The organism is Pseudoalteromonas sp. J2K-J599, from assembly GCF_059295115.2.
In genome coordinates, this window is the sequence record NZ_CM200271.1 from 647,071 (window position 1) to 669,620 (window position 22,550).

The 22,550-nt window shown below is 37.6% G+C and carries 21 protein-coding genes and 1 other RNA gene; 14 read left to right on the plus strand and 8 right to left on the minus strand.

Annotation, left to right across the window (positions count from 1 at the left end):
* Positions 1-59: 59 nt before the first annotated feature.
* The 7 genes from rplM to AC5NT5_RS02920 all read left to right on the plus strand — a co-directional run bounded on the left by rplM (position 60) and on the right by AC5NT5_RS02920 (position 5,216).
* The gene (rplM, locus tag AC5NT5_RS02890; protein WP_002957960.1) at positions 60-488 is read left to right on the plus strand and encodes a 50S ribosomal protein L13; all 429 of its coding nucleotides are present in this window, start codon (positions 60-62) and stop codon (positions 486-488) included.
* Positions 489-496: 8 nt separating this feature from the next.
* Positions 497-889, plus strand: a complete 393-nt coding sequence (gene rpsI / locus AC5NT5_RS02895; RefSeq protein ID WP_024595789.1) for a 30S ribosomal protein S9 — start codon at positions 497-499, stop codon at positions 887-889.
* Positions 890-1,470: 581 nt separating this feature from the next.
* Positions 1,471-2,061, plus strand: coding sequence for a ubiquinol-cytochrome c reductase iron-sulfur subunit (petA, locus tag AC5NT5_RS02900; protein ID WP_002957962.1), 591 nt, complete (start codon positions 1,471-1,473; stop codon positions 2,059-2,061).
* Positions 2,061-3,326, plus strand: coding sequence for a cytochrome b (locus AC5NT5_RS02905; RefSeq protein WP_002957963.1), 1,266 nt, complete (start codon positions 2,061-2,063; stop codon positions 3,324-3,326). Before petA ends, AC5NT5_RS02905 begins: the two co-directional genes overlap by 1 nt.
* The gene (locus tag AC5NT5_RS02910) at positions 3,323-4,072 is read left to right on the plus strand and encodes a cytochrome c1 (protein ID WP_002957964.1); all 750 of its coding nucleotides are present in this window, start codon (positions 3,323-3,325) and stop codon (positions 4,070-4,072) included. The genes AC5NT5_RS02905 and AC5NT5_RS02910 overlap by 4 nt, the downstream gene beginning before the upstream one ends.
* Before the next feature lie 80 nt (positions 4,073-4,152).
* Complete coding sequence (gene sspA, locus AC5NT5_RS02915) at positions 4,153-4,779, plus strand: stringent starvation protein SspA (RefSeq protein WP_002957965.1); 627 nt, start codon at positions 4,153-4,155, stop codon at positions 4,777-4,779.
* Positions 4,779-5,216 (plus strand): ClpXP protease specificity-enhancing factor, encoded by a 438-nt coding sequence (locus tag AC5NT5_RS02920; RefSeq protein WP_002957966.1) that lies wholly within the window; start codon positions 4,779-4,781, stop codon positions 5,214-5,216. The genes sspA and AC5NT5_RS02920 overlap by 1 nt, the downstream gene beginning before the upstream one ends.
* Positions 5,217-5,276: 60 nt before the next feature.
* Here the strand turns inward: AC5NT5_RS02920 and dolP are convergent, their stop codons facing one another.
* The 4 genes from dolP to AC5NT5_RS02940 are packed head-to-tail and all read right to left on the minus strand — an operon-like array spanning position 5,277 to position 8,735.
* The gene (gene dolP, locus AC5NT5_RS02925) at positions 5,277-5,843 is read right to left on the minus strand and encodes a division/outer membrane stress-associated lipid-binding lipoprotein (RefSeq protein WP_002957967.1); all 567 of its coding nucleotides are present in this window, start codon (positions 5,841-5,843) and stop codon (positions 5,277-5,279) included.
* The gene (locus tag AC5NT5_RS02930) at positions 5,836-6,429 is read right to left on the minus strand and encodes an SIS domain-containing protein (protein WP_002957968.1); all 594 of its coding nucleotides are present in this window, start codon (positions 6,427-6,429) and stop codon (positions 5,836-5,838) included. The genes dolP and AC5NT5_RS02930 overlap by 8 nt, the downstream gene beginning before the upstream one ends.
* Positions 6,430-6,461: 32 nt before the next feature.
* Positions 6,462-6,833, minus strand: coding sequence for a YraN family protein (locus AC5NT5_RS02935; RefSeq protein WP_002957970.1), 372 nt, complete (start codon positions 6,831-6,833; stop codon positions 6,462-6,464).
* A gap of 24 nt (positions 6,834-6,857) precedes the next feature.
* Complete coding sequence (locus AC5NT5_RS02940) at positions 6,858-8,735, minus strand: penicillin-binding protein activator (RefSeq protein WP_494513337.1); 1,878 nt, start codon at positions 8,733-8,735, stop codon at positions 6,858-6,860.
* A gap of 61 nt (positions 8,736-8,796) precedes the next feature.
* On the opposite strand from AC5NT5_RS02940, the gene rsmI reads away from it, so the two are divergent.
* The 3 genes from rsmI to AC5NT5_RS02955 all read left to right on the plus strand — a co-directional run bounded on the left by rsmI (position 8,797) and on the right by AC5NT5_RS02955 (position 12,105).
* Positions 8,797-9,654 (plus strand): 16S rRNA (cytidine(1402)-2'-O)-methyltransferase, encoded by an 858-nt coding sequence (gene rsmI, locus AC5NT5_RS02945; protein ID WP_024595588.1) that lies wholly within the window; start codon positions 8,797-8,799, stop codon positions 9,652-9,654.
* A gap of 41 nt (positions 9,655-9,695) precedes the next feature.
* Positions 9,696-10,073: RNase P RNA component class A (rnpB, locus tag AC5NT5_RS02950), an RNA gene on the plus strand.
* Between the two features lie 127 nt (positions 10,074-10,200).
* Positions 10,201-12,105: a DUF3258 domain-containing protein gene (locus AC5NT5_RS02955; protein ID WP_494513338.1), complete on the plus strand. Its 1,905-nt coding sequence runs from the start codon at positions 10,201-10,203 to the stop codon at positions 12,103-12,105.
* Between the two features lie 49 nt (positions 12,106-12,154).
* Here the strand turns inward: AC5NT5_RS02955 and AC5NT5_RS02960 are convergent, their stop codons facing one another.
* A complete protein-coding gene (locus AC5NT5_RS02960) occupies positions 12,155-13,426 on the minus strand; it encodes a site-specific DNA-methyltransferase (protein WP_494513339.1) in 1,272 nt (423 codons plus the stop codon).
* A 62-nt stretch (positions 13,427-13,488) separates the two neighbouring features.
* On the opposite strand from AC5NT5_RS02960, the gene AC5NT5_RS02965 reads away from it, so the two are divergent.
* On the plus strand, positions 13,489-15,111 hold the full coding sequence (locus AC5NT5_RS02965) for a hypothetical protein (protein ID WP_494513340.1): 1,623 nt from the start codon (positions 13,489-13,491) through the stop codon (positions 15,109-15,111).
* A 123-nt stretch (positions 15,112-15,234) separates the two neighbouring features.
* Here the strand turns inward: AC5NT5_RS02965 and AC5NT5_RS02970 are convergent, their stop codons facing one another.
* From AC5NT5_RS02970 to AC5NT5_RS02980, 3 genes are all read right to left on the minus strand, one after another.
* The gene (locus tag AC5NT5_RS02970) at positions 15,235-16,359 is read right to left on the minus strand and encodes a DUF2628 domain-containing protein (protein WP_494513341.1); all 1,125 of its coding nucleotides are present in this window, start codon (positions 16,357-16,359) and stop codon (positions 15,235-15,237) included.
* A gap of 145 nt (positions 16,360-16,504) precedes the next feature.
* Positions 16,505-18,148, minus strand: a complete 1,644-nt coding sequence (locus AC5NT5_RS02975) for a histidine kinase (protein ID WP_289106529.1) — start codon at positions 18,146-18,148, stop codon at positions 16,505-16,507.
* A 17-nt stretch (positions 18,149-18,165) separates the two neighbouring features.
* On the minus strand, positions 18,166-18,711 hold the full coding sequence (locus AC5NT5_RS02980; RefSeq protein WP_289106528.1) for a hypothetical protein: 546 nt from the start codon (positions 18,709-18,711) through the stop codon (positions 18,166-18,168).
* Positions 18,712-18,853: 142 nt separating this feature from the next.
* Here AC5NT5_RS02980 and AC5NT5_RS02985 point away from each other — a divergent pair, with 142 nt between their 5' ends.
* The 3 genes from AC5NT5_RS02985 to AC5NT5_RS02995 all read left to right on the plus strand — a co-directional run bounded on the left by AC5NT5_RS02985 (position 18,854) and on the right by AC5NT5_RS02995 (position 22,489).
* Positions 18,854-19,492 carry a response regulator transcription factor gene (locus AC5NT5_RS02985; protein WP_289106527.1) on the plus strand — a complete coding sequence of 213 codons (639 nt, stop codon included), beginning with the start codon at positions 18,854-18,856 and terminating at the stop codon, positions 19,490-19,492.
* Between the two features lie 95 nt (positions 19,493-19,587).
* A complete protein-coding gene (locus tag AC5NT5_RS02990) occupies positions 19,588-20,487 on the plus strand; it encodes a tyrosine-type recombinase/integrase (protein ID WP_494513342.1) in 900 nt (299 codons plus the stop codon).
* Positions 20,488-20,494: 7 nt separating this feature from the next.
* Positions 20,495-22,489 carry an AAA family ATPase gene (locus AC5NT5_RS02995; protein WP_494513343.1) on the plus strand — a complete coding sequence of 665 codons (1,995 nt, stop codon included), beginning with the start codon at positions 20,495-20,497 and terminating at the stop codon, positions 22,487-22,489.
* Positions 22,490-22,550: the final 61 nt, after the last annotated feature.

Genomic DNA, 22,550 nt, shown 5'->3' on the forward strand with positions numbered 1-22,550 from the left:
GAGCAGTAGTTAATATTAACTACTTGTGGTTTTAATTGAAAAACATTGGATTTTTATAAATGAAAACGTTTGTTGCTAAACCAGAAACAGTAAAACGTGACTGGTACGTAGTTGACGCTGAAGGTAAAACTTTAGGTCGCATCGCTACTGAAATCGCTCACCGCCTACGCGGTAAGCATAAAGCTGAATACACTCCTCACGTAGATACTGGTGATTACATCATCGTTATCAACGCTGAAAAAGTTACTGTAACTGGTAACAAATTCAAAGATAAAGTGTACTACGCTCACTCTGGTTTTCCAGGTGGCCTTAAGTCTACTACTTTTGATAAACTTCAAGCTGCAAAGCCTGAAATGATCATCGAGAAAGCTGTAAAAGGCATGTTGCCACGTGGTCCTTTAGGCCGCGCTATGTACCGTAAACTTAAAGTTTACGCAGGTACTGAGCATAACCATGCTGCACAACAGCCTCAGGTTCTAGACATTTAAGGAGCACCATCATGGCAAATCAATACTACGGTACAGGTCGTCGTAAAAGTTCAAGTGCTCGCGTATTCTTACGCCCAGGCACTGGTAACATCGTAATCAACAAACGCTCTCTAGAAGAGTATTTTGGTCGCGAAACAGCACGCATGGTTGTTCATCAAGCTCTTGAGCTAGTTGATATGACTGAAAAATTTGACCTTTACATCACCGTTTCTGGTGGTGGTACAACTGGTCAAGCTGGTGCTATCCGTCACGGTATCACTCGTGCACTTATGGAGTTTGACGAGTCACTACGTCCACAACTTCGTAAAGCAGGTTTTGTTACACGTGATGCACGTAAAGTTGAACGTAAGAAAGTGGGTCTTAAGAAAGCGCGTAAGCGTCCACAGTTCTCAAAACGTTAATCTATACGTTATCAAGAATTCAAAAACCCAGCTTATGCTGGGTTTTTTGTTTTCAAATCAAAAAGTTTACATTTGCTACTTAATTTAAATTTGTTTATAGCGGTCGCCATACTTGGTATTGCTGTAATTAATGATGATCAAATTTATTAATAACTGCGTATTAATCGAACGAAAGTTAAAAAACACTCAGATAGCTGCAAAAAAGTTAAATAATTATCGTAATTAGTTTAAATCCATCAGTTAATTGGTGGAATTTTTTGCTACAATTGGCGTGGAAGTAAAATGAGTGAGTTTAACGACACTATGTACAGTTTTTACTGTTTCCTCTTAGTGGTGTTGATCTCGGTCAGTATATTGTTTTTACAGAAGCGTTATTATAGTCGTTCGGCTTTATTCTCGAGCTAGCTTAATCAAATTTTTGATCAAGTCAGGTTTATTCGAGCATGGGGCTTTGAATAACCTTGTTTTAATCAAGGGTTTTAATTATGATCGCTTCTATTTTAAAAATTTCGAATAATTAACCTGCTGTAACTGATGTTCTCAATATAGCAAGTGTTGAGAATCATAGTGGAGATAAGTGGATGAGCAATGCGCCTGTAGACAATGGCCGACGTCGCTTTTTAACCATAGCTACCTCTGTTGTAGGTGGTGTTGGTGCGGCTGGGGCTGCTGTTCCTTTTATTGCGTCTTGGAATCCAAGTGAGCGAGCTAAATCTGCGGGTGCGCCTGTAGAAGTAGATATCAGCAAACTTGAGCCTGGACAATTAATACGTGTCGAGTGGCGTGGTAAACCTGTATGGGTTGTATCACGTACCCCAAAAATGCTTGAGCAGATGAAAGAACATGAAGGTCAACTTCGTGATCCGCAATCGCAAGAGCCACAACAATTAGAATCATCAACAAATGATTACCGTTCATTACGTCCAGAAATATTTTTGGCTGTAGGTATTTGTACGCATTTAGGATGTTCACCAGGCTTTTTACAAGGTAATTTTGGTGAGAAAGTAGAAGGGACTGATGACGGTTTCTACTGCCCGTGCCACGGTTCTAAATTTGATATGGCTGGTCGAGTATTTCAATCGGTACCTGCACCATTAAACTTAGAAATACCACCTTATACTTTTCTAGATGACACCACTATTTTAGTGGGCGAAGAAAGAGGGGTAGCCTAATGTTTGGTAAGATTATTGGTTGGATAGACGACCGAATCCCAATGACACGTGTTTGGAACATGCACATTGCACAGTATCCAGCACCTAAAAACTTTAACTTCTGGTACTTTTTTGGCTCACTAGCCATGTTAGTACTAGTAAACCAAATCCTAACAGGTATTTGGTTAACGATGAACTTTGTTCCGTCTGCTGAAGGTGCTTTTGCTTCGGTAGAGTACATCATGCGTGATGTAGAATATGGCTGGTTACTACGTTACTTGCACTCAACAGGTGCATCAGCGTTTTTCATCGTTGTATATATGCATATGTTCCGTGGCATGATCTACGGTTCTTACCAAAAACCGCGTGAATTACTGTGGTTATTTGGTATGTTCATTTTCTTAGCGCTAATGGCTGAAGCATTCATGGGATACTTATTACCATGGGGCCAAATGTCGTTCTGGGGCGCACAAGTAATCATTTCATTATTCGGTGCTATTCCGGTTATTGGTGATGACTTAACACTTTGGATCCGTGGTGACTACGTAATATCAGGTGCAACGCTTAATCGCTTCTTTGCATTACATGTAATTGCACTACCACTGGTTATTGTAATCTTAGTTTTCTTACACATTGTTGCTCTACACGAAGTGGGTTCAAATAACCCTGAAGGTATTGAGATTAAACGTAAGAAAGGCTCAGTAGCTGAAGAGGATAAGCCTAAATTTAAATTCCATGAGTATTACACTAACAAAAAAGACATTGTTGATGCGATACCGTTCCACCCTTACTACACAGTTAAAGATATTGTGGGTGTGGTTGGTTTCTTAATACTGTTTTGTTGGGTTGTTTTCTTTATGCCGGCGATGAATGGCTTCTTTTTAGAAGGTCCAAACTTCGAGGCAGCTAACCCACTTAAAACACCTGAGCATATTTTCCCGGTTTGGTACTTTACGCCATTCTATGCAATCTTACGTGCAATCCCTGATAAGTTAATCGGTGTTGCGGCGATGGGTGCATCGATTGTAGTACTTGCATTACTACCTTGGATAGACCGTGGTAGAGTTAAATCGGTTCGTTACCGTTGTGGTTTCCATAAATGGAACATTGCAGGCTTTGTTGTAACTTTCGTTCTTCTTGGTTGGGTGGGTGCAACTCCACAAACTGATATGAAAACGATTATTTCTCAAATCTGTACTGTGACTTACTTTATGTTCTTCGTACTGTTGTTTGTATACAGTAAGAACGAAAAAACTAAGCCATTGCCAGAGAGGTTAACGAAATGATGAAGAAGCTTATTATTGGTTTATTTGCTTTATCAGTAAACTTGTTGCCTAACATGGTTATGGCAGCAGGTCCGTCGGTTCCTTTAATGGAAGCGAATAATGACCTTACTGATCAACCATCTTTACAACGCGGTGCAAAGTTGTTCATGAACTACTGTCTTGGTTGTCACCAAATGCAGTATCAACGTTATGAGCGTACTTTTCGTGATATCGGTATCCCAACAGAAGTTGGTTTAGAGCAGTTAATTTTTGACGGCTCTAAAGTAGGTAGCCATATCACCAACGCAATTACAAAAGACGATGCAGCAAAATGGTTTGGTGCGGCTCCGCCGGATTTAACTCTTATTGCACGTGTAAAATCACCAGATTATATTTACACGTACCTAAAATCGTTTTATAAAGATGAATCTCGCCCGTTTGGAGTTAACAATATTGTTTTTCCATCGGTAGGTATGCCTCATGTTCTTCAAGAACTACAAGGTTTACCAACGCCTATCACTAAAGAAGTAGAAGAACATGGACACACTGTGACCAAAGTTATTGCTACTGAAACTGATGGTACGGGTGAATTAAGCGTAGATGAATACGACCAAGCGGCTCGTGATTTAACAAACTTCCTTGAGTACGTGGGTGAACCTTCACGTCTTGAATCGGAAGCGCTAGGTATTAAGGTAATAGGATTCTTAATAATTCTATTTATCTTGGCATTTATGCTTAAGAAAGAATACTGGAGAGATGTTCATTAAGTTGAACATTTTTAAAGGTAATTTTGCAATAGGGGCTTAAGCCCCTTTTGCTGTTTTAGTTATTTAATGGAGGTATAGGCATGGCCGTAGCTGCCAATAAGCGCCCTGTAATGACCCTTTTTTCTGGTGCTAACTGTATGTATAGCCACCAAGTACGTATTGTACTTGCGGAAAAAGGTGTAAGTGTAGATATTCATTTGGCTGAAAAAGATAACTTGCCAGAAGCACTTCACGAAATTAACCCTTACGGCACAGTGCCAACACTGATTGACCGTGAGCTTGGTTTATACCAGGCAAACATCATCATGGAATACCTTGATGAGCGTTTTCCTCATCCTCCACTAATGCCTGTTTACCCGGTAATGCGTGGTCGTAGCCGCTTAATGATGCATCGTATTGATACTGATTGGTACAGCCTAGCTGACAAAATCAGTAACAATACGTCAGATGCTGCTCAAGCTCGTAAAGAGCTAACAGAAGCATTACTTGCTGTAGCACCTATTTTTAGCGAAGCACCTTACTTTATGAGTGAAGAGTTTAGCTTAGTAGACTGTTATTTAGCTCCACTATTATGGCGTTTACCAGAGTTTGGTATTGAGCTTAATGGTGCAGGTTCTAAAGAGCTTAAAGAGTACATGATCCGTTTATTTGAACGTGAGTCATTCCAAGCCTCTTTAACTGAAGCTGAGCGTGAGATCCGTTTATAATGACGCCTAATCGTCCTTATTTATTACGTGCTTTTTTTGATTGGATAGTCGATAACGAGTGTACACCGCATTTAGTGGTAGACGCTGGGTTTGCAAATGTACAAGTGCCAACACAGTTTGTTCAAGACGGACAAATTGTTTTAAACATAAGTCCATCAGCGGTCACACAGTTTTCGTTAGACTTAACCCAACTTAGCTTCAATGCGCGCTTTGGTGGTCAGCCAATGCAAGTGTATGTGCCTCTAGGTGCTGTGCTAGCAATATACGCGCGTGAAAATGGCGAAGGAACAGTCTTTACTGCAGATGAGTTTTTAGAGGACGAAGACGATTTTGTGCCTGAGCTTGAAAGTGTTGATTCATCAGCTGAATTTATTGATGAAACACCACCAGAAAAGCCACAGAAGAAAAAAGGCTCTCATTTACGCGTTATTAAATAATAAGTAAATGCCAAAAAAAAACCGCTTAATAAGCGGTTTTTTTATGTCTGTATTTTGTGTTTACAAGTATTCAAATACTTTAATTACACGCTCTACGCCAGAAACATTGCGGGCAATGTTTACAGCTTGAGTAGACTCAGAGTCAGATACTAAACCCATTAAAAATACTTCAGCGTTTTCAGTAACTACTTTAATGTTATTACTGCTAATGTCTTTTGCTGTTAGTAGCTGAGCTTTTACTTTAGAAGTCAACCAAGAGTCATGCGTTTGTGTAGTAATACCAATATTTGAGCCAATACGAATTTGGTTATGTATCTTACGAATACCTGAAACGCCCTCAATGGTACGCTGTGCTTCGTTTCTCATTTCTTCATTAGATACTTGGCCTACAAGTAAAACAATACCGTTAACGCTTACAGCGCTTATATTGGCAAACTTTTCAAGGCGTTCTACTTCGCTAAGTGCAATACTGGCTTTTATTTCAATATTGTTATCGTCAATTTGAGAGCCAATGGTACGGCGATCGTTCGCTGCAGTTACTGCACTGGCTGTACCTGCAACAACAGCAGCTGCGCAGCCCTGTAGTAATACAACAGTACCTAAAACAATAAGAGAGCGTTTAAACATAATTTTCATCCTGAGGGAAAAGCGTTAAATCAACCAGTTCGCTTAAACAATGTAAGTTAACTAAATGGGATTCGATAATGCGGCTAGGGCGTTTAGATGGGGATCTAATTTCAACATCGTTAGGGCCAAGTAGGCCAACCAACTCGCCACCATCATCACCAACCATAACTATGACCTTCATATCTTTAGTTAGTGCTGCTTCAACGGCAGAAATAACATGCTTTTCGTTACCGTTAATAGCCAGTACGAGCAATAAGTCGCCTTGCTGGGCAAAAGCGCGGACTTGACGAGCAAATGTATCGTGATCGTCTACCTGAGTACTTTGCCCAAGATTAACGTTTTCTTGCGATAGAGCAATTGCCGGCAAACAAGGACGCTCGGTTTCATAGTGATTAACCAATACACCCGCCATATGCTGAGCGAGCATGTGGCAATTTGCAGTACCGCAGCAAATGAGTTTATTTCCGTTGATCAGACTTTGTGCAATAGTAAATGCAGCTGACTCAAGCGCACTAGGTAGCACTTCACCAGCAGCGATTTGAACTTGAATGCTTTCTGTAAAAATTTCTTTAATTGTGTCTTGCATAGCCTACCAATAATTTATCTTTGTATTTGCGTTTAAAATACATTTTTAAGCCAATTAATATTAGGAGATGCTTCTCCTGTAATGGCTACATAATCAATTCTTAGTGCTTGGTTAGTTAAATTTTTAGCTGCTAAGTAATGATAAATACTACGTTTTAATCGAGCTTGTTTTTGTGGGCTAAGTGCATAGTTGGCACCGCCACGGGCATTATTTTTGCGAAACTTGACCTCAATGAATACAAGGGTGTCGCCTTCTTTCATAATGACATCAAGCTCGCCAAAGGGGCAGTAATAATTACGTTCAATGGGTGTTAAGCCCTGAGTAACTAAGTATTTTTGCGCTTCAAGCTCATAATACTGGCCTTTTTCGCGACTATTGTGCCACAGCTCTTTAAACCACGACATGCCGCCCCCTTAACTTAATAAAGTTTAATTTATAGTTTGTATATCACCCGCTGATTGCATAAACAATGGTACCGGGCGTTGTGTTTCTAATTGCACAGGCTTAATGCGACGGTTTGTATATTGAGCCCAGTCGAGCATACGTTCTATATGGCCACTGGTATTAACAGATAACTTACCGCTTAAACCACTATATTGATTACCTGGCATTACGCTTAACTGTCTAATGTCATGTAATATTGATACTGCATCGTATGCCATTGCAAATAAGCGTTGGCTAATATCAATTTGCTCTGGCCATAGAGAGTTGTACTGCTGACGTAAATTATGTTGTTTAATTTGTGAATCAAGCATCCACGGTAATTCAGTGAAGTATAGGCCGTCTAAGTCGCCTTTGTCTGTACTGTCAATTTGTTTACTATGACTTTTAGAGCTTGCATAAAGTGGGATACGATCAGCAAATGTACTGACGTTTACATCAAGGTAAGGTTTAATTAGGCGAGTTTCTATTGCATCACCCAAAATATAAATAACGTCTATATCACTGCGTGAACGCGTTTCGTTTTCTACTTCTTGCTTAAATAATGCTTTAACTGTTTGTATGCGATTTTTTGACTTATCAACTTCTAATAAGCTGGTAATTGTGTTCGGCATATCTTTTTTATCGTTATAAAAACCGATTTGTGGCTTGGTTTCGCTGTAGCGTTGCCACTGTAGGTTAAAATAATCAACTAAACGTTGGCCATTTGCATTATTTGGCGCAAGCAGCATAGGCTTTTGATAGCCCTTAGTTAAAAAGTGTTCCAGAGCTTGCTGTACTTCGTGCTCAGGGTTCAATGCAAAGTAATAATGTTGAAGCGAAATTCGTTCACCATCAAAGGTGTTTAAATGCAGTACCGGAGTATCAATAAGAGTTTGTGCATTGGCTAGTTTATCAATATTTGCTTTAAGTAGAGGACCAATTACAAAATCAGGCTTTATTTCTTCAAGTTGCGCTGCGATTTCCTCAGTGCTTAGGTTTTCATCAATAAAAATTGTGTCGTTGATAGTTTGCGTATCAAGTGCAGCTAACACACCGGCTTTAAGCGCATCACCTAAGCGTTCGTTAGGGCCTGATTGTGGAAACAACACAACTAAACGCTCTATATTAATAGGGGCGAGCTCAGTAAGCATTTCGTCTTGTTCAGGTAATACAGAAGAAGCCGGATGCCCAATATAGCGCCTGCGCCAATTATTAATTGCTTGGTCTAGCTCCACGCCACTACTTGCATATACTTGATAGTATAGACCAAGGTTTACCCAGCCTTGCTGGATAACCGAACCACGGTTAAAACGTTCAAGCGCATATGAAGAGAGCTGTTTTAAGTTATCCCACAAATTTTGATTGAGCTGAGGGATTTCTATATTATTTTTTGTGGCTGTTTCAGAAGCTCTAAAGAAATAGGGGGCAGCTTTTTTTGGAAAATTTTGCGATGCATAAATACTGGCTGTTAAAAACTGATGCCAAGCAAAATGCTCAGGTTGAGTAAGTTGTCCGTCTAGCGATTGTAAAATCACCAAAGCTTGATCATTCTTATTCTGTTGTTTTTGTGCAAATGCAATATAAAGACGGTTTTGGATTTGATCAACACTTGCGGTTAATTCAAGCTCATTACCTATTTTCTCTAACAAAGGCCAGTTTTGCTCACTAATTGCGGCATCACGGGCGCTATACAATAACTGTATTTTATCGGCACCTTGGCGGTTTTGCGCCAATTGGTAGATAGATTGCGCACTGGTTGCCTGATTTTTCAGTGCATTAGTGCGGTTACTTACGTTATCGCTGTTTTTAGTTGGTTTTTCGGTTGTGCTACACGCCGATAACCCTGACAATATAATTAATAGACTAACTAGTTTAAGTCGCACAATGATTTCCCAATACGTTAACGCGATTTGCTTATATTACTGACTGACGCAGGAGACCTCAATGTTAAATGAGGAGAATTCACAGAAAATTGGCACTCTTTACATTGTTGCCACCCCAATTGGCAATTATGACGACTTAAGTCACCGTGCCATTGCGACATTATCGCAAGTTGACTTAATAGCTGCTGAAGACACTCGCCATACCGGCAAGCTACTTAGCCACTTTGGAATTAAGGCAAAAACGTTTGCATTACACGACCATAACGAAAAGCAAAAAGCACAACAAATTATTGATCAACTTAATCAAGGTTTAAATATTGCTTTAGTATCTGACGCTGGTACACCGCTAATTAGTGATCCAGGCTATGCGGTTGTAAATCTATGTCGCGAACAAGGCGCTCATGTTACACCTGTTCCAGGTGCATGTGCTGCAATTACAGCCGTATGTTGTTCAGGCTTACCAACTGACCGCTTTCAGTTTATTGGTTTCACGCCAGCTAAAAGCAAAGCTCGCCAAGACTTTTTTACCGAAGCTGTTAACTCAGGCATTACCAGCATAATGTACGAAAGTACGCACCGTATTATGGCAAGCCTTGATGATTTAGCACTAGCCCTTGGTGATGAGCAGCAAGTTGTGTTTGCTAAAGAGCTAACCAAAACCTTTGAAACATTTTTTAATGGTAGTGTAAGTGAGCTTAAACAGTTTTTAACTGATGATCCTACTAAGCAGCGCGGCGAAATAGTGCTGATGCTTGCGGGCAAACCAAAGCAAATAGACGATGTTCCGCCTGAAGCGCGCAAAATGTTGGCACTTCTTGAAAGTGAAATGCCAATGAAAAAAGCCTGTGGCGTTGTAGCCGAATACTTTGGTATGAAGAAAAACGCTTTATATAAAACAATTATTGAAGAAAAAGAGTAAATTTTACTGCGCTTGGTATTAGCCTCATGTATACTGCGCGCCGAGTCAGCCAAGATGATCGCTGCCTGTGACGAAAATGATCAGGGGGAGGAAAGTCCGGGCTCCATAGGGCAGAGTGCCAGCTAACGGCTGGGGGGCGTGAGCCCACGACAAGTGCAGCAGAGAGGAGACCGCCAATCTCGATTGGTAAGGGTGAAAGGGTGCGGTAAGAGCGCACCGGGCCGCTAGTAATAGTCGGTTGCAAGGTAAACTCCACTCGGAGCAAGACCAAATAGGGTTCTATCATTTTAAATAATGAACGCGTGGCCCACGTGAGAACCGGGTAGGTTGCTTGAGCCATAGAGCGATTTATGGCCTAGACGAATGATTATCACTTTCTTCGGAAAGGACAAAACCCGGCTTATAGGCTGACTCAAACTCAAGCGTAAGCATCTGATTTATTAGGTGCTTACGCTTGAACCACTAATCTCATGGCACATAATTTCAAAAGTGTGCCAAATAGTGTGCCAAATAAACTCAATACGTTACTTACACATAGGTAACTTAATGAGACATATCAAACTCCCCGAACACCTCATACTACGAAAAGAGCGTTATTATTTTCGTTATGTTTTCCCCCGTAAATTTATCGGCTCCGATATACGCATTTCACTTAAAACCAAACACCTTCATCATGCTTTAAACTTTCTAGAGTTAGTCAAACCCGAACTAGATAAACTAAAAATACTTGCGAGTGATCGACACAATATAGATACTGAAACTTTAATCACTCAAGCAAAACGTATCTTAATTCATATGAAGCAAAAACTTACCCATGAGCTAAGCAAAAAAATAATAGCAAAAGAAGAACAACGTTATGCTTCAACGGCACACTCTATAAATGGCATTAAAGCTAAGCCGCTAAACAATCACTCACCTACACATTTAAGAACCGCAGCAAACATTATGCTTTCTATTGCAGATGGTGAGACAGGTGAATTATTGGTTGAAGCTTTAAAAAACAATGATTACGAAGTGCTCAATATTTATGTTTTAGTCAGCAAGTACATGGCGCTTAAAAATAGTGGTTTGAGTAATGCCGATATTGTAGCTAACAAACAAATTGAAAAAAGTGTTCGTCAGCTTGCACGTCAATTAGATACGTTTTTACTCGCTGGTATGTTTAATAGTTCTGAGGTTGAAACAGATGAAGACTTATTTGATGACTCAGATGAAAACGATAACTTTTATGCCGATAATATTGATGCAATAGAAACCCTAAACAAACACGATGTAGAGTTTGAGCATGGGTCATTAGAGTATTCAGCATTTAAAAGTATGCTAGAAACCTCAAGAAATCTGCAGGCTAAATACTTAGCCTCTTGCTTAACTAAAGACTTAGAGCAAAAACATTTATTAGATTCAATGTTTAATAAAAGCTCACACACCATAGCTGAAAGTCAGCCAAGTGAAGAAAAACACCAAACTCAAGGCCCACTGTTTTCTGAAGTGTATACCGAGTTTTTAGATTTTAAAATTAATGCAGGTTTAAGCGATAGGCTTGTAAAAGAATATGCTCGTCACTACAAAGCATGGTGTTTACTGAGTGAAGATAAAGCAATTGAAAGTTACAAAGCGAGTGATATCGGTCGTTTCATTGACCGTTGTTATCAGCTACCTAAAAAGACTCTCGCACCATACAGAAAAATGAGCCTGCAAGAGTGCCTAGACTTCGATGTGCCAGAAGATGACTTAGTTACACCTAAAACTGTTCAAGGCTATTACAAGTGGTTACAGGGGATATTCGCGTATGCTAAAAAAGATACTGTTGAATATATTCAGCATTCACCATGTACTATAAAACGAGACTTTAAACAGCGTATACGTGGTGTTTTTAATAGCGAAGAGCTTAATAAGTTTGAAGCATTCGCAATGCAAACAAAACATTCGTGGCAAAAGTGGTCACTATTATTAGCTATGTATACAGGTGCAAGGCGCACAGAGATTTACCAGTTAAGAAAACCTGATATCCGTATTGAAGATGGTATTAACTACATTTTAGTGACTAATGAACACGAATCACAACGCCTTAAAACAAGTAACGCCAAACGTAAAATTCCTATCCATCAACGATTAATCGAGCTTGGCTTTTTAGAGTATGTAGAGCAAACGCAAGAACGTATTCTTTATGAAATAACATCAGCAGAGAGTATCACTAGTTGGTTTGGTCGTTTAGTTATAGAGCTTGAAATACCCAGTGTGAATGAATTAGATGAGCTACGCAGCTATCACAGCTTTAGACATACGTTCATAAGTAATATACGCAATAACCACATGTTTGATCTCTCACTGATTCAGCAAGTTGTTGGTCATGAACTTTCAAAAGGTGGGATAACTGATACGTACACACATGGTGGAGCTAATCTGAAAATGTTAGCAAAAGTAGTGAATTCTTTATTTATAAATAAATAAAGACGAGAAAATAAAAGCGAATAGACCGCTTAAGTTAAGCGGTCTATTTTTAGTCAGTCAAGTTTGTTACGTGATATTTGAAAGAGGGGTTTGATTTTTTTATAAGCTCCAATCTTTGCTCTGTAATATCAGCAACACGCGAAAACCCTTTTAATCTAGCTGAGTGATTTGTGGGAATTTCACAGCCTTCCTCCATCAATAAACATTTTCGAGTTCCGTTATCCATGCCGTTCAATTCAGACATAGCTTGAGCCGTTGTCCCTGAGCCTGCAAAAAAATCTAGAATTAAAGAATCATTATCAGAACATACATCAATTATTTTTTTAATGTAATCAATAGGTTTTGGAGTATCAAAAACTTTAGAACCAAATAGTTTAGTTATTTCGTTTGTGGCGCGCTCAGTATAAAAACTAGGTTCCAACCAAACTGTTCTTATTTTTATTCGTTTTTCTTCGTTATCATTACCTGCATAATTTTTAACATATATAACCCCACCCTTACTAGCGTACAATTTCCAAGCCCTTTGTTTTGCAGTTTCTAAACCCCAAAGCCACCTTCTTTCGATACCCTTTGAATCTAGGGGGTATACTTTTTTCCACCCATCGATGAGGTCAACCGACACTTCTCCTGACTCTGGGTTATAATAAAGTGGATAAAACATATTTGGTCTATCAGATCTTAAGCTAGCCTCACCCTTTTTTCTAAATAAACCATCAACCCTATAATCTCCAAAGCGATCATTTTTATCATATGCAGTATCGTCTTTTTGACCTCGGAGTTTAACTTCTTTCGATTTGCCATAGATAAGTAAGTACTCATGATTCGAAGCTATGTTCTTTTTGCTCCCTTTACCATTTTTAGAACGGCATACAACTATATTACCAATGAAGTTTTCTTCACCAAAAATCCTATCCATTAAGAGCTTTAAATAAGTATGTTCATAATCATCAATACTTATAGCTATTACGCCAGTTTTTTTCATTATATCTCTAGCTGTAACTAAGCGTGGCAGCATAAAACTCATCCAAGATGAATGTGTACCGAAAATACCAGTAGCTTCAGATTTTCTGTTGTCATTGTATAAAAATTTAGAACCTGTGTTATAGGGCGGGTCTATATAACAAATGTCTATAGTTTCAGGTTGTTGTTTTGATAACTCTTTTAAGTAAACTAAATTGTCACCGATAAAGAGGTTCGCATCATAATCCGCTAAGTTAACTGAAATATCAGTTAACTCTTGGCTTGTTTCAAACACAAATTGCTGTTGAGTATCTAGTCCTAACTCTTTTGCTAACTTACTGATTTTTGTTTCTATTGACATGTAAACCCCTTAGTATCACGATATTATAACGTTATGCGTCAGTTTTAACAAAAGGATTAAAGATGCTTTTACGCCCTGAAAATTTGGATACTTCTGAGAAGTTAGCCGAGTTTGATCAATGGCTTACAGCCAAATTAGAGAGAATTAAAGACAGTAGTAAGTTTAGTACAGAGATCAAATCACTTTGTAAATGCATACATGACCTTTCAGATCATCTAGATAATTTCTCTGATCATGAACTCTGCCAAATTGATAAGTTATGCGATGCAGTAATATCAGTGTCTAATTCATTGATTACTGGTGATTCTTTTGCCCAAGATGAAAAGCGCGTTAGCAACTTTTTTGAAGCTGTCTTCAACTTATTATTTTTAACTACAGGTGCGACTGACAACAATTTAAAAAATCATTTTTTAATTAAATTGAAAGATGATGACATCAAGGCTCTTATCCCCAAAAAAAATAACTCAAAGAAAAATATTACTTTCCGACTGATTGATATTCCAGCGACTACAAAGTCTGATTATATTGCTAAGTCTTTAGCGTCGTGTTTTGTTGGGGCTAGTGAACCGCATAATGCAACAGTCAAGACAGAGCCTTTTTTTGATTTATCTCTTTATTCAAAGGTGCTTTTAAAAGAGTACGTTGCCTTGATTCTTGAAGACTTAGAGGAAGTAATGCAATTATGGGCTGTATGCCATTCCTATATCGCATTGAGCTCCGCATCTGAAAGTGAAAACCTAGGGAAGTACTTACTCAATGCTTGTACCATATTTAAAGTTAGGGGAAGTGTTTCTGCTACAGGAGGGCATATTACTGAAGATCTTTTACGAAAAAAGCTTACAGCTATTGGTCTTAGACCAAATTTAGACTTTAATCTGAATGATGTGAATGTAGGTAGTGAAGAAGTTGTTGAAAATGGGAAAAGAAAGAGTAAAACAAGGGCCTATGATTTTATACTTCCATATAATGTAGATAATTGGGAACCGAAACCTAAACTATTCATACAGTCTCAATTTTACGCTGGAGACTCGGGAAGTGTCTCACATAAGGTAGTTGATCAGACAAAAAGTTCAAGAGATTTTACGCTTGATAAGTATGGAGCAGCTCGCTTTGTTGAGTATTTAGATGGGGCTGGTTATTACGCCTCGCTCAGAGGTGATCTATCTCATATGCTATCTTTTAATAACACTTCGTCTTTCTTTCAGGTTAAAAGCATCTTAGTTAGGCTTAGACGTGAGTTACAGGTAATAGAATTTCTTACACCGGTGGAGTTTGAGCACGCTATTTTAGTAAGTGATTCAAGCACTAAAGAAGATATTTTTAATTTACTCGAATCTGACGGCTATCCTAAAGAAGAAATAGAACGTATTGCATCAGTGAGCATAAGTTTAGGGTATGTAGAAGAAGATAATAGCGCATTTACTATTTCTAATGAGAGAATTGATATCGCTAGGCGCCTTTTAATTTTGGATATAGCTGCAAATAATAGTCACGAAATTACGGCGGTTCAGAAAAAGAGTCAGAAGTATTTATTGGTGCCAGGGTATGGTGCTGATAAGGGTATTTTGGAGTCTAGCTTAATTAATATGGTTACTTCAAAATGCAAACAATTTACTGTAACAGGGCTCGATTTCATAAATGATATCGAATGGTTACTCGATGAAGGGGTATTAAAAAGATGTTAGATTCTATCCAATATTACCAAAAAAACTATAAATAACCTAGAGCACTTGTACACTATAAAATTAACCAACTAACGTTAATACATATTAACGTTAGTTGGAGGGGGGAGTGCAGAGGCATGCAGTTTAGTTGTCGCTATTACTGTAAACCAAATATAGCCAATATTGTATACCAAAGATAACCGTTGCTGAACCTTCTTTTTTTTCACCACTTTGAAGGGTATCACTGTAGTTAATACTGTTTATTTGAAAACTATCGTCATAGTTCAATGTAAACTGAAAGGTCAGTGATTTTTCAGTATAAATTGTATCGCCTAATTTCATCAATTTACCCGCATTAGTTATGCATTCAAACTCGACAACATTTACTTTGTTTTTTGTTAAAAATTTACTCCACTTACTCTTGTTACAGCGTGACCAGTTATCAAATGCATGACCGACAGTTGTTGTTTCGTTGTAATCAAGGAAGCCATTTTTGACTTTAGCAATAGTGCGATCGTAACTCGCAGGTGTAATATCTATAAAGGGGAAAATACATAATAAAATTGAGATTAAAACTATGGGGATGAGTATGAATTTTTTATTTAATGAATGAAGAGCAGGCCAGATCCTTTGATTTTCTGAAACTTTCTTGTAGTAATCGAATGTAGCAATTACCGCTATAATTGAGGAGGGAACAACCCAATAAATTGCACTATAAATTTGAAACTCAAAAACCTCTTCAATAATAGACAGTGAAAATGTATATATCATTGAAATAAATAGTATTATTATTCCTTTCTCCCACATGCCTTTAAAAAAGTAATAAAATGCACCAAAAATAAAAGCATATATATTAAACATGACTTTATGTGAGCTTTTTTTATCTAGTGACTTAAATTCTTGGGTTTTACCAAGAGAAAATATTGAGCTAACTTGAGGCAGCGAATCTAAAATCTCGAAGCGCTCTCGCCAAAAGGTTGATTTGATCTTATGGTTTGTTTCTAACTGAGTTTCAACTTTGTGAGCTTTTTGAGATTCGTCAGCTACAACACTTGAAATAATACCAATCGAAAGTAACTTTTGCTTGACTCGTTGAGCTTGCTCTTCACTTAGCTGTTTTTTTATGGCGTAGCTTCTACCATCAAAGAGTTTATCATGATGCTTGGGGTTAATTTTTAAAAAGTGACAAAGCGATTTTCCAACCTTTTCTTTACTAACTCCATCGTTTATTTTCCCTTTGAATACAACTTTAAACTTTAAGTCACTCATATTAATATATCACCTATTGGACGTAATTGATGGTGATCAGGAGAGCAATACTAACTCCCTTGTACAGTGACTGGCATCATATTACCCATAGCTCAAAGTAAATATAAGAAAAATTCTTATATAAAAATGGGGCTTTAATAGTTTTCTATAGTGTAATGAAATTAATATTTATGGTTAAACCACCGTTTTTACTATTAGTGAAATAACATTTTCCATTAAGCACTGAAACTCGTTCGGCAATACCTAAAACTCCAAATCCAACTATAGAGTTTGATTGCTCGGGTAAGCCTATACCATTGTCTCTAATGATAATCTCGAGTTGATTTTCGAGGTAAGTTATATTGATTGAAAACTCTGTTGCTAGTGAGTGTTTGATAGTATTTGTAGATGCTTCTTGGCAAATTCTGAAAATAGCTATTTTGTAATCTTCAGTCAATGTATCAATGGAGCCATTAATTTTACAATTGTATGAAACCCCTGCATCTTTCAAGTTTTCTGAAAATAGCTCACTTTTTAACGCAGTGCTTAAGCCTAACTCATCTAGTAAACGTGGTCTTAACCAGTGCATAAGTCTGTAAACAGAGTCGTACATATGGTTTGATACATTTTTGAGTCGCAAAATCGTATTGTCTAACTCATTATGGGTAGCTGATTTTTTTTCTAAAATTGCAATATTAGTTTTTAAAGCAGTAAGGTTTTGACCTATATCATCATGTAACTCTTGAGATAATTGACTGCGCTCTGACTCTTGTACATTGACAACTTTAGTGGCTAAGTTTTGAGTTAGCGTGCTGAGTTCTATTAACTCTTTGTTTTGGTTTAATAGTGCGGCTTTAGATTTATTTAACTCGGTTACAAATGCACTCAGTAAGATTGCTAGTACGCTAAAAGTAATAATATAAAGCTGTGTATTTAGCATCAATTCAGTTTGGCTTGAACCGTACACATTAACCAGTAAGGTTATAACCGTTATTGAGCCGTAACTTAAAGCACCTAATGCACCAAACGAATAGCTAAACCAGATTAATGGAAATATCGCTAACATTCTCAAAAGGTAAAGAGATTTAGGCTCTAATTGGTAAGCTGTAATAAATAAGCACAAACAAATAATAAGTTGCGCTATTAATTGTATTGAATCTTTACTGAGCAGGCTGCGACAATTTTTGTATAGCATCTTTCCCGAAAAAAACAGCAGTAACATGATTAGAATAGTGACTATTCCGCCAAGTTGATGTGCCAGAATCATTTCGAAGCGATCTTCATCTGCGATCAATCTGTACTTATCATTTCTGTCACTGAATGCGATGAGTATAGTCGAGCGAATTAAGCGGTATGAAATAGCAGCAAAAATCACAATTACTGCATTTTTTACAGTGCTAATATTGATTGGTATTTTTAATAGTTTTATTGCAATTACAGGTAATAAAATTAAATACTCTAGTAACATGTATTTAGCTAAGCGATATGGGATATCAGAGAGCGCTTCATCATAGAAGTGCCAAGTATATATTATTTGACCAAGCGTAAAGCCAATCGTTAAGGCGGGCCAATATCGAAGTGGGAAGAATAAATAGCATACAACTCTAACCCCCACAGGGAAGTACCAGCTAACAAAGTTTTCATAGACGACAAAGTTGAATGAAAAAAGGTAAAAGCCTATTTCAACAGCTGGCGCAAGAAATATTATTAGAGCACAAATAATAAGATAACGTTTTATTTGTGTTGGGGTTATGGCTTCTATTTGTGATAAAAGGTGTTGTAGCTTAATACCAGCTATTACTCTTTCCATGAAGCTGATTTCCATTTTTATAATAAGTAAACTTGTGTTGTATCAAATCGCTGTTTTGGATTTGAATTACAAAGAGTATAACGTTGTGTTACTTGTATTTCAGCTTTATTCCCAATAAGTTGTAGTAAAAACCCTTGAGCAACATCAGACATATTACGTTTATGTTTTACTATAACCTCTCTGCCTAAAGCTCCTTGTAGTCGCGGTTTAGGGAATGTTGTTTTTTTGGTTGGTTTGATATGTTCGCAATGGGTAAAAAAGTCCAAACATTGTTGTTTTGCTTTAAGTACTAGTTGGTCATCACATTTTATAACATCGACATTTTTTATAAAGTGAACAAAAGCGGCATTGCGCGAAGTGAAGTTAGCTACTACGTCAGTTAGACCTTTAGATTTAGGCCACTTTCGAATAACAACATATTTGTTTTTACCTGTTTTAACTAGATTAGTCGCTCCCTTTGTCATTTTACTAGTCCATTCTAGTCGATAGTTTGACTCGCCGATATGATGGAGCAGCACCGAAATATTATGAAATTGTACCGTTTCGCTCGCTATTTTATTCATCGTTAACTCCCTGTTATTTATAGTGAGCTTACTGTGGAGTTGGCGGTTAATTAATTGGCAATATTCCTAGTGAAGTAAGAAAAACTCTTATATAGGTAAGAAGAATTAAGGTTACAATCAATTCATATAAAAAGGAGTTTAAATGAAGTTTGCATTAATTGATGATCACCAAATGGTTCGAGAAGGTTTTAAAGCTTTAATTGAAGAGGAGAGCCCTAACTGGAGTGTTGTCTTTGAAGCAAATAGTTTTAAAGAGTGTGAGTCAATTTTGAAAACCTCAGTACCTGATTGTGCTGTTATTGATATATCTTTACCAGATAAAAGCGGCTTTGAAGTAGCAGAATTTATTGGTAAAAAATTACCTCAAGTTAAACGTATTATGCTTAGTATGTATGAAGAAAAATCATATATTGATAAAGCTTTGGGCCTCGGAGTTGATGCTTATCTCTCAAAAAGAGATGCTGCAAATGAGTTGATTATTGCTATCAATGCGGTCACTAAGGGACAACGTTTTTTTAGTCCATCTATAAATACTAGCTATTTTTCAAAGAATGTAATTGGAAGTACCTTAAGTAAGCTTACACCGAGAGAATCTGAAATATTTAAGCTGCTTGCCCAAGGACTAAATGCTAAACAAGTTTCCCAAAAAATTGCTATAACGCCAAAGACGGCTCATGTTCATCGTGCAAATATAATGACTAAACTGAATTTAACATCACAAATACAGCTTACAAAGCTAGCTTTAGCTGAGCATGTGATTTGTGTTGAAGATTTGAGTTAGTGAATTAAATAGCCTTAAACAGTCAAAAACAGCCATGGTTTTAAGAGGTTAGTCATGTATACCGACTATACGTTTATGTATAAGAGGTATCTACTATGTCCAACTACACCCCTACAGAATGTTACTTAAATAACTTAGCGCCTACAGGGCGAAAGGCAGTTATTTCACTGATAAAAAGTGTTAAAAACACTTTATTATTGCATGATAAGCTAGCCGCATTACCACTTCACAAGTTAAGTTTTGAGCAGCTCTCTTCGCTCAAACAAAGCTTAGTACTTAATAATAAGTCAGCTAGAACTATCCAACTTACTTTTCAAGTTATTAAAGCCATAGCTAAAACTGCTTTTTTAATGAATTTAATTGAGCAGCACGAACTAGAAAAGTTTAATGTACTTAAACTCCCTCATATAGAACCAAGCTTAAAAGGTAAGTCACTTACAGCCACACAGCTAAAAAGCATATTAAAACAGCCCCACACACCACCTTCAATTATTAGCACACGTGATATTGCATTATTGGCTTTAATGGTTGGTGCGGGATTAAGACGATCTGAAGTTTCGGCTTTAAAGCTTAGTGACTTTTCAATGGCTGATCAGCTAGTTGTTATCCATAAGGGAAAAGGAAACCGTACTAGAACTCAGTATTTACCAGTGTGGGTATTAGCGTATTTAAGCTCATGGCTAACGGTTCGTGGTAAAAACGAGGGGCCATTATTTTGTGTGGTTTTAAATGGTAGAGCTATTCAAGCTCGTGGTATTTCACCTGAAACTATATATAGCATTGTAACGACCAGAACTAATTATGTTTTAGGGGAAAAGTTTACACCCCATGATATGAGACGGACCTATATTTCATCACTCTTGGCTAATGGTGTGGATATTTCGACTGTGAGTAAGTTGGCTGGGCATAAAAGCATTATAACCACACAGCTATACGATAAACGTGGCGTGGATAGTTTAAAACGCGCTGTTAATACTTTATCTGTGAATGGGTGAGATGATTATGAATAAGTTGCTAATTAGCCAATTTACTAGCCATTATGGTATCAAATTAATAGAGTCAGGCTTGTTTGATGATGATACATTTGAACAATATAGCCAGAGGGAAGTCCAACAACTGTCTGGCTCAAAAAGATCAAATTTACCTATTGATTTGGATGATTTATACGAGTCATTTATAGACATAACCAAAGGCTTTGATCAAAAGCTACTTTCAAAAAACAGCCGTTACTTTAGCAAAAGTATTGGCTTGCCAAGCAATGCTAACTCACTTATTGAGTTTATTGTTGTTGCTACTCTCAAACCAACCATTTTTAAGTTTATAGAACAGTTTATTGCTAAATCTGCGTATTCATATTCAGATGCATTCACTGTGTTATTAGGGCTTGGAGAGGTTGAGTTAGAGGAGTGTTTAGAAGCACTTGAATCGATTGGATTATATAAAAACCGTATTTTTGACTATGAGTTACCATTACTCCCTAAATCACTTGCCCATTATTTATTTACTAGCCAACAATACAAGGCTAAAGATGCATTAGGATTATTTTTAAAAAATGAAGAGCCAGCTAGTTACAAGTTAAGCTCTTTTGGCCATAGGGATACATTACACCTAAAAAGCTTATTAAGTGGTTGGAAGGGCTCAAACAATAACGGGTTAAATATATTGATATATGGGGCTGTTGGTACAGGTAAGTCTGAATTAGCTAAGTCTTTATGTAGTAATGCTGACTTAGTTTTAATGAAGGTTAAATCTAGCTCTGAAGTTGATGCACAAGTTGAAAGGCAATTAGGCACAAAGTCTTCAACTAGTTACCGTATACATAACCTGTCTATGGCACGTAGGTTAATGGGGGAACGCCGTGATGGAGTGTTACTTATAGATGAATGCGAAGACATATTCGATGTAAACATGTTTGGCTCTAGTGAACCAAAAGAACTTCTGCATAGCTTAATTGAAGAACCTAATGGTGCAGCCATATGGATAACGAACCATATTGAAGAGATCCCTGAAAGTTGTGTGCGGCGTTTTGATTTTGTACTTGAAATGCCCCAGCTAACAAAGGAAAAGCGTTTAGAGCATGCCGTAGGGTACTTTAATGAACTAAAAGTAAGCCAAAGCTTTATTGAAAAGGTAGTTTCGAACAAACACCTAAGCTTGGCGAATATAAGTAAAGCCAGCCATGGGGCTAGTTTATGTGGTTATGAGAGCGAAGCTGCACAAGAGTTTATAGATTCATATGTTGAAGGGGTAATGGTTGCATCGGGTATTGATTTAAACCAAATGCATTACAAACCAGAGCTGAAGTTTGATCATACCAATATTAACTTAAAGGGTTCGTTTTCTAACCTTAATGATATAACCAACGCCCTTAATAACCATCATGGTGCAAGAACGTTATTATTTGGCCCTGCGGGTACTGGTAAAACAGCGTTTGTTAACCATGTATGCCAAGAAGCTGGTTTTGAGCTAATTAGTGTTCAGGCTTCAGATATTTTAAGTAAATGGGTGGGGGAGAGTGAGCAAAATATAAAGAACTTATTTATACAGGCTACAGAAGAAGGTGCGGCAATATTTATTGATGAAGCCGATAGTTTATTTTCAAGCCGAGAGGGCGCCACAAACAGCTGGGAGGTTCAATCCGTAAACCAACTATTGTGTAACCTTGAAATGTTTGAACTTCCTTTCTTTGCCGCCACCAACTTTAAAAAGCGTTTAGACATAGCTTTACTTCGCCGTTGTGACTTCAAGCTTGAACTAGATTACTTAACACCAGAGCAAGTATCACGAATGGTATTAAAATTAACAGGCAAAAATAGCTTAGCTAAAAGTGAGAGCGCTAAATTGGCTGGTTTAGATCGTATAACTCCTGGTGATTTTAGCGTAATAGCACGAAAAATGCGTTTTTTGAATAAAGCGCCGACATCAATTGAAGTATTAGAGTTTTTGTTTGAAGAGCAGAAGTTGAAAGGCGATTGTAAACGGCGCATAGGTTTTTAATTAAGTCGAGGTTGTAACAGATTATGTGTTCTAGCTCGTAGCTGCAACAATTGTTTAATTG

What these genes read in the sequence shown, in the direction of transcription:
- rplM (WP_002957960.1), top strand. Translation starts at nt 60, where the DNA reads ATGAAAACGTTTGTTGCTAAACCAGAAACAGTAAAACGTGACTGGTAC.
- sspA (WP_002957965.1), top strand. Translation starts at nt 4,153, where the DNA reads ATGGCCGTAGCTGCCAATAAGCGCCCTGTAATGACCCTTTTTTCTGGT.
- AC5NT5_RS02960 (WP_494513339.1), bottom strand. Translation starts at nt 13,426, where the DNA reads ATGTCAATAGAAACAAAAATCAGTAAGTTAGCAAAAGAGTTAGGACTA.
- AC5NT5_RS02990 (WP_494513342.1), top strand. Translation starts at nt 19,588, where the DNA reads ATGTCCAACTACACCCCTACAGAATGTTACTTAAATAACTTAGCGCCT.
- AC5NT5_RS02920 (WP_002957966.1), top strand. Translation starts at nt 4,779, where the DNA reads ATGACGCCTAATCGTCCTTATTTATTACGTGCTTTTTTTGATTGGATA.
- AC5NT5_RS02970 (WP_494513341.1), bottom strand. Translation starts at nt 16,359, where the DNA reads ATGAGTGACTTAAAGTTTAAAGTTGTATTCAAAGGGAAAATAAACGAT.
- AC5NT5_RS02910 (WP_002957964.1), top strand. Translation starts at nt 3,323, where the DNA reads ATGATGAAGAAGCTTATTATTGGTTTATTTGCTTTATCAGTAAACTTG.
- AC5NT5_RS02995 (WP_494513343.1), top strand. Translation starts at nt 20,495, where the DNA reads ATGAATAAGTTGCTAATTAGCCAATTTACTAGCCATTATGGTATCAAA.
- AC5NT5_RS02930 (WP_002957968.1), bottom strand. Translation starts at nt 6,429, where the DNA reads ATGCAAGACACAATTAAAGAAATTTTTACAGAAAGCATTCAAGTTCAA.
- rsmI (WP_024595588.1), top strand. Translation starts at nt 8,797, where the DNA reads ATGTTAAATGAGGAGAATTCACAGAAAATTGGCACTCTTTACATTGTT.
- AC5NT5_RS02975 (WP_289106529.1), bottom strand. Translation starts at nt 18,148, where the DNA reads ATGGAAAGAGTAATAGCTGGTATTAAGCTACAACACCTTTTATCACAA.
- AC5NT5_RS02955 (WP_494513338.1), top strand. Translation starts at nt 10,201, where the DNA reads ATGAGACATATCAAACTCCCCGAACACCTCATACTACGAAAAGAGCGT.
- AC5NT5_RS02935 (WP_002957970.1), bottom strand. Translation starts at nt 6,833, where the DNA reads ATGTCGTGGTTTAAAGAGCTGTGGCACAATAGTCGCGAAAAAGGCCAG.
- AC5NT5_RS02905 (WP_002957963.1), top strand. Translation starts at nt 2,061, where the DNA reads ATGTTTGGTAAGATTATTGGTTGGATAGACGACCGAATCCCAATGACA.
- AC5NT5_RS02965 (WP_494513340.1), top strand. Translation starts at nt 13,489, where the DNA reads ATGCTTTTACGCCCTGAAAATTTGGATACTTCTGAGAAGTTAGCCGAG.
- dolP (WP_002957967.1), bottom strand. Translation starts at nt 5,843, where the DNA reads ATGTTTAAACGCTCTCTTATTGTTTTAGGTACTGTTGTATTACTACAG.
- AC5NT5_RS02980 (WP_289106528.1), bottom strand. Translation starts at nt 18,711, where the DNA reads ATGAATAAAATAGCGAGCGAAACGGTACAATTTCATAATATTTCGGTG.
- petA (WP_002957962.1), top strand. Translation starts at nt 1,471, where the DNA reads ATGAGCAATGCGCCTGTAGACAATGGCCGACGTCGCTTTTTAACCATA.
- AC5NT5_RS02985 (WP_289106527.1), top strand. Translation starts at nt 18,854, where the DNA reads ATGAAGTTTGCATTAATTGATGATCACCAAATGGTTCGAGAAGGTTTT.